This window comes from Burkholderia guangdongensis (assembly GCF_013403875.1).
GTDB classification, from domain to species: Bacteria; Pseudomonadota; Gammaproteobacteria; order Burkholderiales; family Burkholderiaceae; genus Burkholderia; species Burkholderia guangdongensis.
The window spans coordinates 16,367-29,793 of sequence record NZ_JACBNX010000001.1; the positions used below are offsets into that span (position 1 = coordinate 16,367).

The 13,427-nt window shown below is 67.1% G+C and carries 14 protein-coding genes; 8 read left to right on the forward strand and 6 right to left on the reverse strand.

The features are described from left to right. Window positions 1–275 precede the first annotated feature (275 nt). The 4 genes from HZI36_RS00080 to HZI36_RS00095 are packed head-to-tail and all read left to right on the forward strand — an operon-like array spanning window position 276 to window position 3,311. Complete coding sequence (locus HZI36_RS00080) at window positions 276–1,049, forward strand: ABC transporter substrate-binding protein (RefSeq protein WP_179400572.1); 774 nt, start codon at window positions 276–278, stop codon at window positions 1,047–1,049. A gap of 56 nt (window positions 1,050–1,105) precedes the next feature. Continuing rightward, window positions 1,106–1,795, forward strand: a complete 690-nt coding sequence (locus tag HZI36_RS00085; RefSeq protein WP_179400573.1) for an ABC transporter permease — start codon at window positions 1,106–1,108, stop codon at window positions 1,793–1,795. Continuing rightward, window positions 1,792–2,505 carry a histidine ABC transporter permease HisM gene (locus HZI36_RS00090; protein WP_179400574.1) on the forward strand — a complete coding sequence of 238 codons (714 nt, stop codon included), beginning with the start codon at window positions 1,792–1,794 and terminating at the stop codon, window positions 2,503–2,505. Before HZI36_RS00085 ends, HZI36_RS00090 begins: the two co-directional genes overlap by 4 nt. 38 nt (window positions 2,506–2,543) lie before the next feature. Then, a complete protein-coding gene (locus HZI36_RS00095) occupies window positions 2,544–3,311 on the forward strand; it encodes an ABC transporter ATP-binding protein (RefSeq protein ID WP_179400575.1) in 768 nt (255 codons plus the stop codon). A gap of 39 nt (window positions 3,312–3,350) precedes the next feature. Here the strand turns inward: HZI36_RS00095 and HZI36_RS00100 are convergent, their stop codons facing one another. Further along, window positions 3,351–4,733: a polyhydroxyalkanoate depolymerase gene (locus HZI36_RS00100; protein WP_179400576.1), complete on the reverse strand. Its 1,383-nt coding sequence runs from the start codon at window positions 4,731–4,733 to the stop codon at window positions 3,351–3,353. 281 nt (window positions 4,734–5,014) lie between these two features. Here HZI36_RS00100 and HZI36_RS00105 point away from each other — a divergent pair, with 281 nt between their 5' ends. Then, window positions 5,015–5,677, forward strand: a complete 663-nt coding sequence (locus HZI36_RS00105; RefSeq protein ID WP_179400577.1) for a glutathione S-transferase family protein — start codon at window positions 5,015–5,017, stop codon at window positions 5,675–5,677. A gap of 13 nt (window positions 5,678–5,690) precedes the next feature. On the opposite strand, the gene HZI36_RS00110 is transcribed toward HZI36_RS00105, so the two are convergent. Then, window positions 5,691–6,182 carry an Lrp/AsnC family transcriptional regulator gene (locus HZI36_RS00110; RefSeq protein WP_179400578.1) on the reverse strand — a complete coding sequence of 164 codons (492 nt, stop codon included), beginning with the start codon at window positions 6,180–6,182 and terminating at the stop codon, window positions 5,691–5,693. A 140-nt stretch (window positions 6,183–6,322) separates the two neighbouring features. On the opposite strand from HZI36_RS00110, the gene HZI36_RS00115 reads away from it, so the two are divergent. From HZI36_RS00115 to HZI36_RS00125, 3 genes are all read left to right on the forward strand, one after another. Beyond that, window positions 6,323–7,528: an amino acid aminotransferase gene (locus HZI36_RS00115; protein ID WP_179400579.1), complete on the forward strand. Its 1,206-nt coding sequence runs from the start codon at window positions 6,323–6,325 to the stop codon at window positions 7,526–7,528. Window positions 7,529–7,561: 33 nt separating this feature from the next. Continuing rightward, complete coding sequence (locus tag HZI36_RS00120; RefSeq protein ID WP_179400580.1) at window positions 7,562–7,948, forward strand: RidA family protein; 387 nt, start codon at window positions 7,562–7,564, stop codon at window positions 7,946–7,948. Window positions 7,949–8,059: 111 nt separating this feature from the next. Then, window positions 8,060–9,466, forward strand: coding sequence for a tetratricopeptide repeat protein (locus HZI36_RS00125; protein ID WP_218883524.1), 1,407 nt, complete (start codon window positions 8,060–8,062; stop codon window positions 9,464–9,466). Between the two features lie 94 nt (window positions 9,467–9,560). Here HZI36_RS00125 and HZI36_RS00130 read toward each other — a convergent pair whose 3' ends face one another. The 4 genes from HZI36_RS00130 to HZI36_RS00145 all read right to left on the reverse strand — a co-directional run bounded on the left by HZI36_RS00130 (window position 9,561) and on the right by HZI36_RS00145 (window position 13,299). After that, window positions 9,561–11,186: an amidohydrolase gene (locus HZI36_RS00130; RefSeq protein WP_179400581.1), complete on the reverse strand. Its 1,626-nt coding sequence runs from the start codon at window positions 11,184–11,186 to the stop codon at window positions 9,561–9,563. A gap of 216 nt (window positions 11,187–11,402) precedes the next feature. After that, complete coding sequence (locus tag HZI36_RS00135) at window positions 11,403–12,245, reverse strand: helix-turn-helix transcriptional regulator (protein WP_179400582.1); 843 nt, start codon at window positions 12,243–12,245, stop codon at window positions 11,403–11,405. Between the two features lie 103 nt (window positions 12,246–12,348). Beyond that, window positions 12,349–12,744 carry a DUF2471 family protein gene (locus tag HZI36_RS00140; RefSeq protein ID WP_179400583.1) on the reverse strand — a complete coding sequence of 132 codons (396 nt, stop codon included), beginning with the start codon at window positions 12,742–12,744 and terminating at the stop codon, window positions 12,349–12,351. Between the two features lie 135 nt (window positions 12,745–12,879). Continuing rightward, window positions 12,880–13,299 (reverse strand): DUF2628 domain-containing protein, encoded by a 420-nt coding sequence (locus HZI36_RS00145; protein WP_179401029.1) that lies wholly within the window; start codon window positions 13,297–13,299, stop codon window positions 12,880–12,882. Window positions 13,300–13,427: the final 128 nt, after the last annotated feature.

Genomic DNA, 13,427 nt, shown 5'->3' on the forward strand with positions numbered 1-13,427 from the left:
AGTCTAGACAGGTTTGCGGAACGTGAAAATGCTCCGATGCCCGAATAGAAAGCCAATCTTCATCCGGATGTAATCAATAATTAATTGAAAAATAAGGAAATTTACGTTTCACGAATACAAACGTCCGACAATTAGAGAGAAACACGTATTGCCGGCGACGGGCGCGCAAGGCAAAGTTGTATGTACAACTTGGGTGACGCCAGCGCGGCGCACAGGTTGGGCGGGCGCCGGACTGCGCTCGCGGTCCGATCCCGATCGTCAATTACAGGAATGTCATGAAAAAACTCGCGCTCAGTCTTGCCCTTGCCTGCCTCGCCGTCGGCGCCCATGCCAAGGATTGGTCGACGATCCGCTTCGGCGTCGACGCCAGCTATGCGCCGTTCGAATCGAAGGCGCCGGACGGCAAGCTCGTCGGCTTCGATATCGACCTCGGCACCGAAATCTGCAAGCGCCTGAACGCGAAGTGCGTGTGGGTCGAGAATGACTTCGACGGGATGATCCCCGCGCTGAAGGCGAAGAAGTTCGACGGCGTGCTGTCGTCGATGTCGATGACGCCGCAGCGCGAAGAGCAGATCGCGTTCTCGAACAAGCTGTTCAACACGCCGACGCGCCTCGTCGCGAAGAAGGGCACGAGCCTGCTGCCGACGGCCGACTCGCTGAAGGGCAAGACGGTGGGCGTCGAGCAGGGGACCATTCAGGAAACCTACGCGAAGACGTACTGGGCGCCGAAGGGCGTGCAGATCGTGCCTTACCAGAACCAGGACCAGGTGTACTCGGATCTGATCTCGGGCCGTCTCGACGCGGCGCTGCAGGACGCGGTGCAGGCCGACATCGGCTTCCTGAAGTCGCCGCGCGGCGCGGGCTTCCAGTTCGCGGGCGGCGATATCAACGATCCGAAGACGCTCGGCTCCGGCGCCGGCATCGGTCTGCGCAAGGACGACGCCGACCTGAAGCAGAAGCTCGACGGCGCGATCGCCGGGATGCTGAAGGACGGCACGTACCAGAAGCTCGAGAAGAAGTACTTCGCGTTCGACGTCTACGGCAACTGATCGCAATCGCGGCGCGTGCCTGAACGCGCGCGCCGCGCCTCATTGGATGTACTGACATGATCTTCCAGGGATTTGGCCCGCTGCTATGGGCCGGCACGCTCCAGACCGTGCAGCTCGCGGTGCTGTCGCTCGCCGCGTCGCTCGTGCTCGGGCTCGCCGGCGCGGCCGCGAAACTGTCGACGAACCGTGTGCTCGCGGCGATCGGCACCTGCTACACGACGCTGATTCGCGCCGTGCCCGATCTCGTCCTGATGCTGTTGCTGTTCTACGGGATGCAGATTCTCCTCAACCATTTCACCGATCTGCTCGGCCTCGACCAGATCGATATCGATCCGTTCGCCGCGGGCGTCGTGACGCTCGGCTTCATCTACGGTGCGTACTTCACCGAGACGTTCCGCGGCGCGTTCCTCGCGGTGCCGCGCGGCCAGCTCGAAGCCGGCGCCGCGTTCGGGATGAGCGGCTGGCGCGTGTTCCGCCGCATCCTGTTTCCGCAGATGATGCGCTTCGCGTTGCCCGGCATCGGCAATAACTGGCAGGTGCTCGTGAAGGCGACCGCGCTCGTGTCGATCATCGGCCTTGCGGATGTCGTGAAGGCGTCGCAGGACGCAGGCAAGGCCTCGCTCGAGTTCTTCTACTTCACGCTCGTCGCGGGCGCGATCTATCTCGTGATCACGACGGTGTCGAACGTCGTGCTCCATCACCTCGAAAAACGCTATTCGGCCGGCGTGCGGAGGCTTGCACTGTGATCGAGATCATCAGCCAGTATTGGCAGAACTATCTGTACTCCGACGGTTATCGGCTGAGCGGGCTCGCGATCACGCTGTGGCTGCTCGTCGTGTCGATCGGGCTCGGCTTCCTGCTCGCGATACCGCTCGCGATCGCGCGCGCGTCGAGCAACCGCTGGGTGTCGGGGCCGGTGTGGCTCTACACGTATGTGTTCCGCGGCACGCCGCTCTACGTGCAGCTGCTGATGTGCTACACCGGCATCTACAGCCTGCACTTCGTGCACGAGCACGCGCTCCTGAACGAATTCTTCCGCGACGCGATGAACTGCACGCTGCTCGCGTTCGTGCTGAACGAATGCGCGTACGCGACCGAGATCTTCGCGGGTTCGATCAAGGCGACGTCGGCGGGCGAGATCGAGGCGGCGCAAGCGTATGGGATGTCGAAGTTCACGATGTACCGGCGCATCATCCTGCCGTCGGCGCTGCGCCGCGCGCTGCCGAGCTACAGCAACGAAGTGATCCTGATGCTGCATGCGACGACGCTCGCGTTCACCGCGACCGTGCCCGACATCCTGAAGGTCACGCGCGACGTCAATTCGGCCACCTATATGTCGTTTCAGGCGTACGGGATCGCGGCGCTGCTGTACGCGTCGGTCGTGTTCGCGCTGATCTGGGCGTTCCGGCGGCTCGAGTCGCGCTGGCTCGCGTTCCTCGGGCCTCGCAGCCACTAATGCGTCGCAGCCACTAATCGAATTCGCAAGGAAGTCATATGTACAAGCTCATCGTTGAGGATCTGCACAAGAAGTTCGGCGACAACGAGGTGCTGAAAGGCGTCTCGATGAAGGCGAAGGCCGGCGACGTGATCAGCATCATCGGGTCGAGCGGCTCGGGCAAGAGCACGTTCCTGCGCTGCATCAACTTCCTCGAGCAGCCGTGCTCGGGGCAGATCACGATCGGCGCCGAGGCGATCCAGACGACCCGCGACAGGAACGGCGCGTTGCGCGTCGCGGACCAGAAGCAGCTTCAGCGCATGCGCACGAAGCTCGCGATGGTGTTTCAGCATTTCAACCTGTGGGCGCACATGACGGTGATGGAGAACATCATCGAAGCACCGATGTGCGTGCTGGGCTTGAGCAAGGAAGAAGCGCAGGCGCGCGCGCGCAAGTATCTCGAGAAGGTCGGGCTGCCGGCGCGTGTCGAGACGATGTATCCGTCGCATCTGTCGGGCGGCCAGCAGCAGCGCGTCGCGATCGCGCGTGCGCTCGCGATGGAGCCCGAAGTGATGCTGTTCGACGAGCCGACGTCGGCGCTCGATCCGGAACTCGTCGGCGAAGTGCTGAAGGTGATGCAGAAACTGGCCGAGGAAGGCCGGACGATGGTCGTCGTCACGCACGAGATGGGCTTCGCGCGCAACGTGTCGAATCACGTGATCTTCCTGCATCAGGGCAGGATCGAGGAAGAAGGGAATCCGCAGGACATCCTCGTGAATCCGAAGAGCGAGCGGCTCGGGCAGTTCCTGTCGGGCCGGCTGAAGTAAGCGGGCGGATGTCGCGCCCGGAGCACCGGCGTCGCACGATCAGCGCGACGCCGGTGCGCCTGAACCCTCAATCGCCGCGGCTGCAGGGGCTGCAGGGGCCGCCGCGCCGCTCGCGATCCGCGCGTCGAGCAGCGCGCGCAGCGTGACCCACTGCGCGCTCGCCGCGTCGCGCGTCGCGGCGGCGGTCATGTCGTACGGCTCGTTGTCGTGGATCGTCGCGCGCACGAGCGGATAGATCTGCGTTTCCCACTTGTGGCCGTTGAACACGCCGTAGTGGCCGGCGCCCGTCTGCACGTGGTGCGTCTTCAGATACGGCGGCAGTCCCGAGCACAGCTCCTGCGCGGCGACCGTCTGCCCGACCGCGCAGATGTCGTCCTTCTCGCCTTCGACGGTCAGCAACGCGGTGCGATGGATCGCCGCCGGCTCGACGAGCCGCCCGCCGACCGTCAGCTCGCCGCGCGCGAGCGCGTACTGCTGGAACACCTTCTCGACCGTCTCCAGATAGAACTCGGCCGTCAGGTCGGCCGTCGCGAAGTATTCGTCGTAGAACTGACGGATCGCGTCGGCCTTGCCGGGGTCGCCTTTCGCGCGTTCGTAATACAGATCCGAGAACGACGTCGCGTGGCGATCCGGATTCATCGACATGAACGCGCCGACCTGCACGAAGCCCGGGTACACGCGCCGCTGCGCGCCGGAGAACCCCGGCGGCACGACGCCGATCAGGTGTTTCGCGAACCAGTCGATCGGATGGCTGTTCGCGAGCTCGTTGACCTTCGTCGGGCTTACGCGGCAGTCGATCGGGCCCGCCATCAAGGTGAGGCTCGCGGGCTGCGCGGGGTCGCCGTCGGCCGCCATCAGCGCCACCGCCGCGAGCGCGGCGACGGTGGGCTGGCAGATCGCCAGCACGTGCGCGTCCGGCCCGATGTGGCGGATGAAGTCGATCACGTGCGTCACGTATTCGTCGAAGCCGAAGCGTCCGGCCACGAGCGGGATGTCGCGCGCGTTGTGCCAGTCGGTCACATAGACGTCGTGATCGGCGAGCATCGTGCGAATCGTGCCGCGCAGCAGCGTCGCGAAGTGGCCGGACATCGGCGCGACGATCAGCACGCGCGGCTCTCGCGCGGGCGCCTGCGCCTTGCGGAAGTGCAGCAGCGTGCCGAACGGCGTGCGCGTCGCCACTTCCTCGATCACCGCCACGCTCTCGCCGTCGACGTCGACCGCGTCGATGCCGAACGGCGGACGCGCGTGAGAGAACGCGCCGCATTCGAACAGCTCGCACCACGCGTCGAATGCGCGGCCAGCCGGAACCGACGTCGACGGCGGCCACAGCGACAGCGCGACGCGCGTGAACGACGCCCATGCGCGTGCCGGCCGCAGGCATTCGGAGAACCACTCGTAGAAGGGGTACGCCAGGATGTTCATCGTGTCCGCTCCGTGTCGAGCCGCGTCGTCCAACACAAGCAGGCCGTGTGCCAGTCGGCGCACTGGCATGCGCCTTGCACGAAATACGAACGGCGGCGCACGTGCTGCGCGCCCGTGCGCCGCGCGGCGTGCCGGTGCGACCGTCTCGCGCGCGCGGCCGGCGTGGTGTCGCACCATGCCGTGCCGCATCGTCGGGCAAGCCGCACCGCCGAGGTGCGCGCCCGGCACCGCGCGCGCCGCATTGGTGCGAGGCACAGCCGGACATCCGCAAGGGGAACGACATGCAATCAGCAGACGAAACGACGCTGACGATCAGCAGCCGGAATTATTCGTCGTGGTCGCTGCGGGGCTGGCTGCTCGGCAAGCTGAGCGGCCTGGCGTTCGAGACCGTCAGCGTGCCGATCGATGCGGCGTCGCGCGCGGAGCTGCTGCTGCTGTCGCCGTCGATTCTGGTGCCGTGCCTGACGCACGACGGGATCAAGGTGTGGGACACGCTCGCGATCGCCGAGTATCTGAACGAGATCCGCCCGGACGCGCACCTGCTGCCGCACGAGCGCCACGCGCGCGCGCATTGCCGGTCGATCTGCGGCGAGATGCACTCGGGCTTCAGCGCGCTGCGTTCGGCGCTGCCGATGAATCTGCGCGCGCATTTCCCGAACTTCCGGATCTGGTCGCGCGCGCAGCACGACATCGAGCGGATCGTGACGATCTGGCGCGATTGCCTCGCGCGCTACGGCGGCCCGTGGCTGTTCGGCGACATCATTGGCATGGCGGACGCGATGTACGCGCCCGTCGTCACGCGCTTTCTGACCTACGACGTGAAGCTCGAGCCGGACATCGCCGAATACTGCATGCGCGTGCTCGCGCAGCCGTTCGTCGCCGAGTGGATCGACGCCGCGAAGGCGGAGCAGGAAGACATCGACGAGCTCGATATGGAGTTCTGACCTCCCCCGGGCGTTACCCGCCGTGCCCGCCGGCGGACGGCTCGACCAGATCGAGAATCGATCCGTCGCGCTTGAGCGTCGTCAGCACGATGCTCGAGTTGATCGCCATCACGCCGCTCGCGCGGTGCAGCTTGTGGATCACGAAATCCGAGTAGTGATCGAGATCGCGCGTGCGCACGGTCAGCACGTAATTCGACGCGCCGGTGACGATCTGCGCGGACACCACCTCCGGCCACGACTGAATCGCGGCGACGAAGCTGTCGTGCCACTCGGGCACGTCCGGGCGCATCGACACCTGCACGAGCGCCTCGAATGCGACGCCGACGTTCTTCGGCGAAATCGTGCAGCGATATCCTTCGATCACGCCGCGCTCCTCGAGCAGCTTCACGCGGCGCAGGCACGCGGACGGCGACAGCGCGACCGCGTTCGCGAGATCCTGATTGCTGATGCGTCCGTCCTGCTCGAGGTGCCGCAGGATCCGCATGTCGGTGCGGTCGAGAGTCATGTCGAAGATTCCGTGGAATTGAAGGCGATTTATCGCAGACTCTACTGCGTACGGCGCATTTTGTCCGTGAAATATGAAGCTCATTCTATTTCATCCTCGATAACATGCGGTTTATCACAACCCTCGAACCGCCAGACGCCATGTACGACCACATTCCTGCCTATCCGGGCGACCCGATCCTGTCCCTGTTTCAAGACTTCCAGCGCGACGCGCATCCGAGCAAGGTGAACCTCAGCATCGGCCTCTACTACGACGATGCGGGCAGGATTCCGGTGCTCGGCAGCACGCGCATCGCGGCCGACCGCGTGCGCGAGGCCGATGCGCCGCACACGTATCTGCCGATGGAAGGTCTCGCCGCGTATCGGCAGGGGCTGCAGCGCCTCGTATTCGGCGCGGACTGCGCGGCGCTCGCCGAAGGCCGCATCGCGACGCTGCAGACGCTCGGCGGCTCCGGCGCGCTCCGGCTCGGCGCCGAGTTCGTCAAGCGCTACTTCCCGGATAGCGCGATCTGGATCAGCGATCCGACGTGGGACAACCATCGCGTGATCTTCAGCGCGGCGGGGCTCGACGTGCACACGTATCCGTACTACGACGCGCAGACGAACGGCGTGCGCGTCGATGCGATGCTCGCGGCGTTCGACGCGCTGCCCGCGCGCAGCGTCGTGCTGCTGCAGCCGTGCTGTCACAACCCGACCGGCATCGACCTCACCCGTGACACGTGGCGCGACGTGATCGACGTCTGCCAGCGCCGCGGGCTGATTCCGTTCCTCGACATGGCGTACCAGGGCTTCGGCGACGGCCTGGCCGAAGACGCGTGGGCGGTGCGCGCGATGACGGACGCGGGCCTGCCGGTGATCGTCAGCAATTCGTTCTCGAAGAATTTCTCGCTGTATGGCGAGCGCGTCGGCGGGCTATCGGTCGTCTGCGCGAGCGCGAGTGCTTCGGCGACCGTGCTGAGCCAGCTTCAGGCCGGCGTGCGCCGCACGTACTCGAGCCCGCCGCTGTTCGGCGCGCAACTCGTCGCGACCGTGCTGAACGACGACACGCTGCGCGCGCAGTGGGAAAACGAGGTCGCCGGCGTGCGCGAGCGGATCAAGCGGATGCGCGGCGCGCTGAAGACGCGGCTCGACGCGCAGCTGCCGGGCCGCGCGTTCGACGCGCTCGTCACGCAGCGCGGGATGTTCAGCTATACCGGTATTGGCGCGGCCGACGTCGACCGGCTGCGCACCGAGCACGGCGTCTATCTGCTGCGCTCGGGCCGCATGTGCATCGCGGGCCTGAACGACGCGAACGTCGACCATGTCGCCGCGTCGATCGCGGCCGTGCTCGGCGGCGCGGGCCACTGAGCGTTATCCACGACCAACGAAACGGAGGCCACGATGGCCGAACTCATCCCTGTCGATCTGCCGCAGCTCAACCAGCCGTTCTCGTGGGCGACGCGCGCGGCCGGCCTGATGTTCACCGCGCACGGCCCGGTCGACGCGTCGGGCGCGATCGTCGACGCGACGATGACCGAGCAGGCGCGGCTCACGCTGTCGAACCTCGGGAAGGCGGTCGCCGCCGCCGGCGCGACGATGGACGACGTCGCGCAGGTGATCGTCTACTTGTCCGACGTGAAGGAGATGGCCGAATTCGACGCCGAATACCGGCGCCATTTCCGCGAGCCGTATCCGAACCGCTCGTGCGTCGGCGGGCTGAGCTTCGCGCATCCGGCGATGCGCGTCGAACTCGTCGCGTATGTCGCGTTGCCGGAGGCGCGTCGATAGGCGTGCGCCGCCATCGTGCCGGATAACCGGGGCGCGATCCCACGGGTTTTCAAAATCCCGGGCGCCGAAGCGTCTTGTGTCTGAAGACACGACTCTTTCGGAGAGACGCCCATGAGTGAAACCGGCCGCCCCGCGCCGCCCCCGGTCCCGGACGGCATGACGCCGTCCGACGCCGCACCCGAGGCGCCCGACACGCTGTCGACGGAAGTGTCGTACGACGACGCGCTGCGCCTGGCGCTGACCCTGCATCGCCAGGGCAAGCTCGACGCTGCTGCCGAGATCTACCGGGCGCTGCACCGCCTCGACCCGCAGGATCCGAACCCGACGCACTTCCTGGGCGTGCTGTGCGATCAGCGGGGACAGAGCGAGGAGGCGCTGGCGCTGATCCGCGAGTCCATCGCGCTGGATCCCACGGTGCTCGACTGGCACAACAATCTGGGCAACGTGCTGCTGGGCCAAGGCCGGCTGGACGACGCGGCGCGGGCATACGAAGCGGCGGCGCGCGTGGACGCGAGCCGCGCCGACGTGCACAACAACCTCGGTGTGCTGCGCCGCGAGCAGGGCCGCCTGGCGGACGCGGAAGCCGCCTACCGCCGTGCGATCGAACTCGAGCCGGAAAACGCGGACGCCTATTCGAACCTCGGCCGCCTGATGGCCCAGCTCGGGCGCGGCGAGGAAGCGCTGCGCGCCCATTGCCAGGCCCTGGTGCTCAAGCCCGGCCACGCGCCGGCGCGCGAGGCGCTGGGCATGGCCTACTACACGCTCGGGCGCATGGACGAGGCCGCGCAGGTGTACCGCGACTGGCTTCGGGACGATCCCGGCAATCCCGTCGCGCAACACCATCTGGCGGCCTGTGCCGGCGCCACGGTGCCGGCGCGTGCGGCCGACGCGTACGTGGAACAGGTATTCGACGGTTTCGCCGACAGCTTCGACGCCAAGCTCGCGGTGCTGCAATACCGCGCGCCGGCGCTGGTGGCACAGGCCGTGGCCGACGTGTACGGGGCGCCTGGCGGCGCGCTGCGCGTGCTCGATGCCGGTTGCGGCACCGGCCTGTGCGGCCCGCTGCTGGCGCCGTATGCGCGGCGGCTGGACGGCGTGGACCTGTCCGAGCGGATGCTGGCCAAGGCGCGCCCGCGCCAGCTTTACCACACGCTCACCAAGGCCGAACTGACCGGGTTCATGGAGGCGCTCCCGCCCGCCAGCTACGATCTGATCGTGTCGGCCGATACGCTGTGCTACTTCGGCGACCTGCGGGCCGTCGCGCACGCGGCCACGCGCGCGCTGGCGCCGGGCGGCACGCTGGTGTTCAGCGTCGAGGCCTATGACGAAGCCGGCAACGGCGATGCGACGGGCTACCGCCTGCAGCCGCACGGCCGCTACAGCCACCGCGACGACTACCTGCGCGAGGTGCTGACCGCCGCCGGGCTGTCGGTGGCCGCGCTGTTGCACGTGCACCTGCGCACCGAAGGAGGCCGGCCGGTGGACGGCCGCATCGTGACGGCCACGCGGCGGATGTGATGCGCATCGAATGAAACGAATGCGCGGCGCACGACATCGTGCGCCGTTCATTTTGGGGAAACGGGTGGATACGTTTCGCGCTCCACCCACCGGATCAGTCCGCCCAGCCCGGCGCCGCGTACACGACCTCGCCGCGGAAGCACGTCTCGACGATGCGTGCGCTCGTCAGCTCCTCGACCGGATGCAGCAGCGGATTGCGATCGAGGATCGCGAAGCTCGCATCCTTGCCGACTTCGAGTGAACCGGTGCAGTCGTCGAAACGGATCGCGTACGCGGCGTTGACGGTATGCGCTTCCAGCATCGTCATCAGGTCGAGCCGCTCGTGCGGATTCCACGGTTCGGTGCCGGGCGCGTCGACGAGCACGTGCGTGACGCCGGTCTGGATGATCTGCAGCGGGTCCATCGTCGTCACCGACCAGTCCGAGCCGCCCGCGAGCAGCGCGCCCGCGTTGCGCAGGCTGCGGAACGGATAGTTGCGCGCGGTGCGCTCCGCGCCGAGCAGGTCGCGATAGAGCTGCTGCTGCGCGGGGGGCGCGGCGGTCCACAGCGCCTGCATGCTCGCGATCGCGCCGAGCTGATGGAAGCGCCCCATGTCGGCCGGATCGACGATCTGCAGGTGTGCGAACTGCGCACGGCGGTCGCGCTTGCCGTTGCGCTGCTGCACGTATTCGAGCGCGTCGAGGCCCATCCGCACCGCGCGATCGGCGAGCGTGTGGAAGTGCAGGTCGAAGCCGGCCGAATCGGCGAGCAGCGAGATTTCGTTCAGCGCTTCCTGCGTCCACAGCGCGAGGCCGCAGTCGTCGGTGCCCGCGTACGGCTCCAGCAGCGCGGCCGTCTTCGATTCCGGCACGCCGTCGATGAAGATCTTCACCGTGTGCAGGCGCAGGTTGTCGCATTCGTACTCGTTGCGCCACGCGACGAAACGCTCGACCTGCTCGCGCGGATCGCGGCGCGGGTTCGCGTACAGCCCCGCGCTCATGTACGCCTTCAGCGTGCCGTCGCGCTGCGCGGCCGCGTACGCCTTCAGCTCCGCTTCCTCGACGCGCGCGTCGAACCAGCCGGTGATCCCGTACGCGTGCGCCATCTTGTGCGCCTTCGCGAGCGACTTCGGGTAGCCTGCCGGGCTCAGTTGCGGAATCAGCGGGCAGATCTTGTAGAACGCGGCCTCGTGCACGACGCCGGTCGGCACGCGGTTCGCGTCGCGCTCGTAGACGCCGCCCGAGATGTCCGGCGTGTTCTCGTCGATGCCGAGCGCCTCGAGCCCTTTCGTGTTCAGGCAGCCGCTGTGCACGTCGAAGCCGACGACGAGCAGCGGGCGATCCGGCACGATCGTGTCGAGCAGCTCGCGGGTCGGGTATGCGCCGAACGCGCCGAAGTTCGCGCCGCCGAGATAGACCCAGCGCTCGTTCGGCGTCGCCGCCGCGCATTCGCGAATGCGGTCGACGATCTTCTGCTGGTCGTTGATGCCGGACAGGTCGAAATCGCCGAGGATCTGGTGGCCTTCGAGCGGATGCACGTGGCCGTCGATGAAGCCCGGCAGCATCATCCCGCCGCGCAGATCGACGACGCGCGTCGCCGGGCCGGCGAGCGCGCGGATCTCGTCCTCGAAGCCGACCGCCTGAATCTTGCCGCCTCGCACCGCGAGGGCCTGGGCGAAGCGACGGTTCGCGTCGCCGGTGTAGAGCGTGCCGTTCAGATAGACGGAATCCGCGTATTGCATGTGTCTCTCTCCAGTGCTGGTTGTGGGGACCGGGCGCGTGCGTGGCGCCGGACGAACCGCGTGGTTCTTGCGGGTCGTCCGGTTTCGTGCGGTTACGCAGCCGGGGTCCGGTGTGTGTGTGCCGATACTAGGGAGAGGGGCGGGCGCTGTCTGTCCTCGTTTTGAGGACAATGTGCGACAAAGCCGCTGCAGGGTAGGAGGGTTGCCGCCCGGCTGCTACCCGAACCGGTTCGGGCTGGTTCGGGCGGGCACGGGCACGGGCACGGGCGCGTCGCCGGCGACGCACCACGCGAACAGTCCGGCGCGGTTGTCGATGCCGAGCTTCGCGAGCGCGCGCCCGAGATAGGTGCGCACGCTGCACGCCTGCACGTCGAGCGCGCCGGCGATCTGCGCGACCGGTTGCCCCTGCAGCACCGCGCGGCACACGAGCCGCTCGCGCTGCGACAGCGCCGCGCCGGACGCGGCGACCCGCCGGTCGAAGCGCTGCAGCAGCGCTTCGTCGTCCGAGCGCGGCGCGATGCTCGCGAGCCGCGCGTGCTGCACCAGCAGCGGCAGCAGGAAATCGCCGAGCTGACGCAGCAGGCTCAGCTCGGGCAGTGTGAACGACGGATGGTCGCGGTGGCGGAACAGCGACAGCGCGTACACGTAGTCGTGCTCGCAGCTAAGCAGCGTGCAGTCCTCGCCGAGCTCGCCCGCCTCGAACTGGCGGCCGTACTCGGTTGCCGTGCTGATGTCCTTGTTGTGCGAGAACACGAGTTGCGGATCGGTCAGTCGCTCGACATAGGGCAGGATCGTGTCGTGGCGCCATTCGCCACGCTGATACAGGTCGATCGCGCGGCGCGTGTCGTCCGGATCGCCGGCGCCGGCGAAGAACAGCACGTCGACGCCGTCGACCGGCTGCGACGGCGCGCGGCGCCGGTAGCGGGCCGCGACCGTGTGATACGTGTATGGCTCGGCCGTGCTGCGCAGCCACGCCCAGAGCCGGGACGGGAACAGCGGGCTGCCGAGGCTGGCGATCAGCTCGCCGGCGCTGCTCAGCGAAATGTGGGCGGAGTTCATCGGTCGCGCGGTCCTTGCGAATATGGCGAGGATCGTACCGTGCGCGCGGCGGAAAAGATGCCCCGGTTCAGGGGTGTCAAGCCACTCAAGCCGCTCAAGCCACTCAAGCCGCCTCGGCCGCTTCCGCGTCGAGCATCGCACGGACGATCAGGTACACGGCCGGCAGATCGTCGTCGTCGCGGCGCCAGTCGACCGCTTCGTCTAGATCCGGGCCGGGCAGCCGGCTGTCGTGGACGCGGAGGAACGCGCCGACGATCGCTTCGTCGTGACGCCCGCGAAAGCCGGGCGCGGAGAACGCGAGTTCCTCGACGTCGAGCAGCGCGCGCCAGCTCAGCGTGCGGACCGCGCCGGGATGCGCGCGCCGGCGCAGGCCGAGCGCGCGCTGCGCGATCGGCACGACGACGCGCTGCAGATCGGTGACCGCGCGCTGCGCGGCGCGTTCGAAACGGACGGGGTCGAAGCCGGGCTGTTCTGGATCGAAGGCGGTGGGCTGGAACATGGCGTCTCGCAATGCCCGGCGGCCGGGCGGCGGCCGAAATCGGGCCATATGGGTTGAAGTACTGTGAATATATACAGTACTTCGGCGGGTTTCAAGTCCCCGCCGAATGCGCAACGCCGGCCTTCGAACGCGCGCTTACGCGATCCGCATGCCTTCGAACGGATTCCAGCCGTTGCTGTTGCGGACGTGCTTCAGGTAGTACGAGTAGTTCACGGTCATCGCGGACAGCATCGCGATGCCGATGTTGATCCCGAGGTCGATCGCGGGCGGAATGTCGATTCCGGTCGAGATCACGACGATCGCTTCCAGCACGCCGATGCCCAGCGAGATCGCGAGCAGCACGAGCGCCTTCCTCCACATGCCGAGCGTGAAGAAATAGAACGGGCCGAAGAAGAACCCGAGGAAGCTGTAGTTGATGAGCCGCTTCTGGCGGCCCGGCAACTCCTTGAGGGCGGCGCGGAACTCGGGCGAGTTCGGCGCGCCGTACGCGTCGAAGAATGCGAAGCGCTCTTGCCATTTCGGCTTGAGCTCGGCGGGGTCGTCAAAGGTCGGCATGTTCAAGTCGAGACTCCTTGCTTGTCGTTGTGCGTGTCGGTGGAACGGTTGATGGGAGAAAAACATTGCGCGTCGCGACGTTTGTCGAGCGCCGTCGAATCAGTGCATATTAGCGATTCCGCCAACCG

Excerpts from the sequence above, each read along its gene's own strand:
- HZI36_RS00080 (WP_179400572.1), top strand. The coding sequence starts at position 276 with ATGAAAAAACTCGCGCTCAGTCTTGCCCTTGCCTGCCTCGCCGTCGGC.
- HZI36_RS00085 (WP_179400573.1), top strand. The coding sequence starts at position 1,106 with ATGATCTTCCAGGGATTTGGCCCGCTGCTATGGGCCGGCACGCTCCAG.
- HZI36_RS00095 (WP_179400575.1), top strand. The coding sequence starts at position 2,544 with ATGTACAAGCTCATCGTTGAGGATCTGCACAAGAAGTTCGGCGACAAC.
- HZI36_RS00100 (WP_179400576.1), bottom strand. The coding sequence starts at position 4,733 with ATGAACATCCTGGCGTACCCCTTCTACGAGTGGTTCTCCGAATGCCTG.
- HZI36_RS00105 (WP_179400577.1), top strand. The coding sequence starts at position 5,015 with ATGCAATCAGCAGACGAAACGACGCTGACGATCAGCAGCCGGAATTAT.
- HZI36_RS00110 (WP_179400578.1), bottom strand. The coding sequence starts at position 6,182 with ATGACTCTCGACCGCACCGACATGCGGATCCTGCGGCACCTCGAGCAG.
- HZI36_RS00115 (WP_179400579.1), top strand. The coding sequence starts at position 6,323 with ATGTACGACCACATTCCTGCCTATCCGGGCGACCCGATCCTGTCCCTG.
- HZI36_RS00120 (WP_179400580.1), top strand. The coding sequence starts at position 7,562 with ATGGCCGAACTCATCCCTGTCGATCTGCCGCAGCTCAACCAGCCGTTC.
- HZI36_RS00125 (WP_218883524.1), top strand. The coding sequence starts at position 8,060 with ATGAGTGAAACCGGCCGCCCCGCGCCGCCCCCGGTCCCGGACGGCATG.
- HZI36_RS00130 (WP_179400581.1), bottom strand. The coding sequence starts at position 11,186 with ATGCAATACGCGGATTCCGTCTATCTGAACGGCACGCTCTACACCGGC.
- HZI36_RS00135 (WP_179400582.1), bottom strand. The coding sequence starts at position 12,245 with ATGAACTCCGCCCACATTTCGCTGAGCAGCGCCGGCGAGCTGATCGCC.
- HZI36_RS00140 (WP_179400583.1), bottom strand. The coding sequence starts at position 12,744 with ATGTTCCAGCCCACCGCCTTCGATCCAGAACAGCCCGGCTTCGACCCC.
- HZI36_RS00145 (WP_179401029.1), bottom strand. The coding sequence starts at position 13,299 with ATGCCGACCTTTGACGACCCCGCCGAGCTCAAGCCGAAATGGCAAGAG.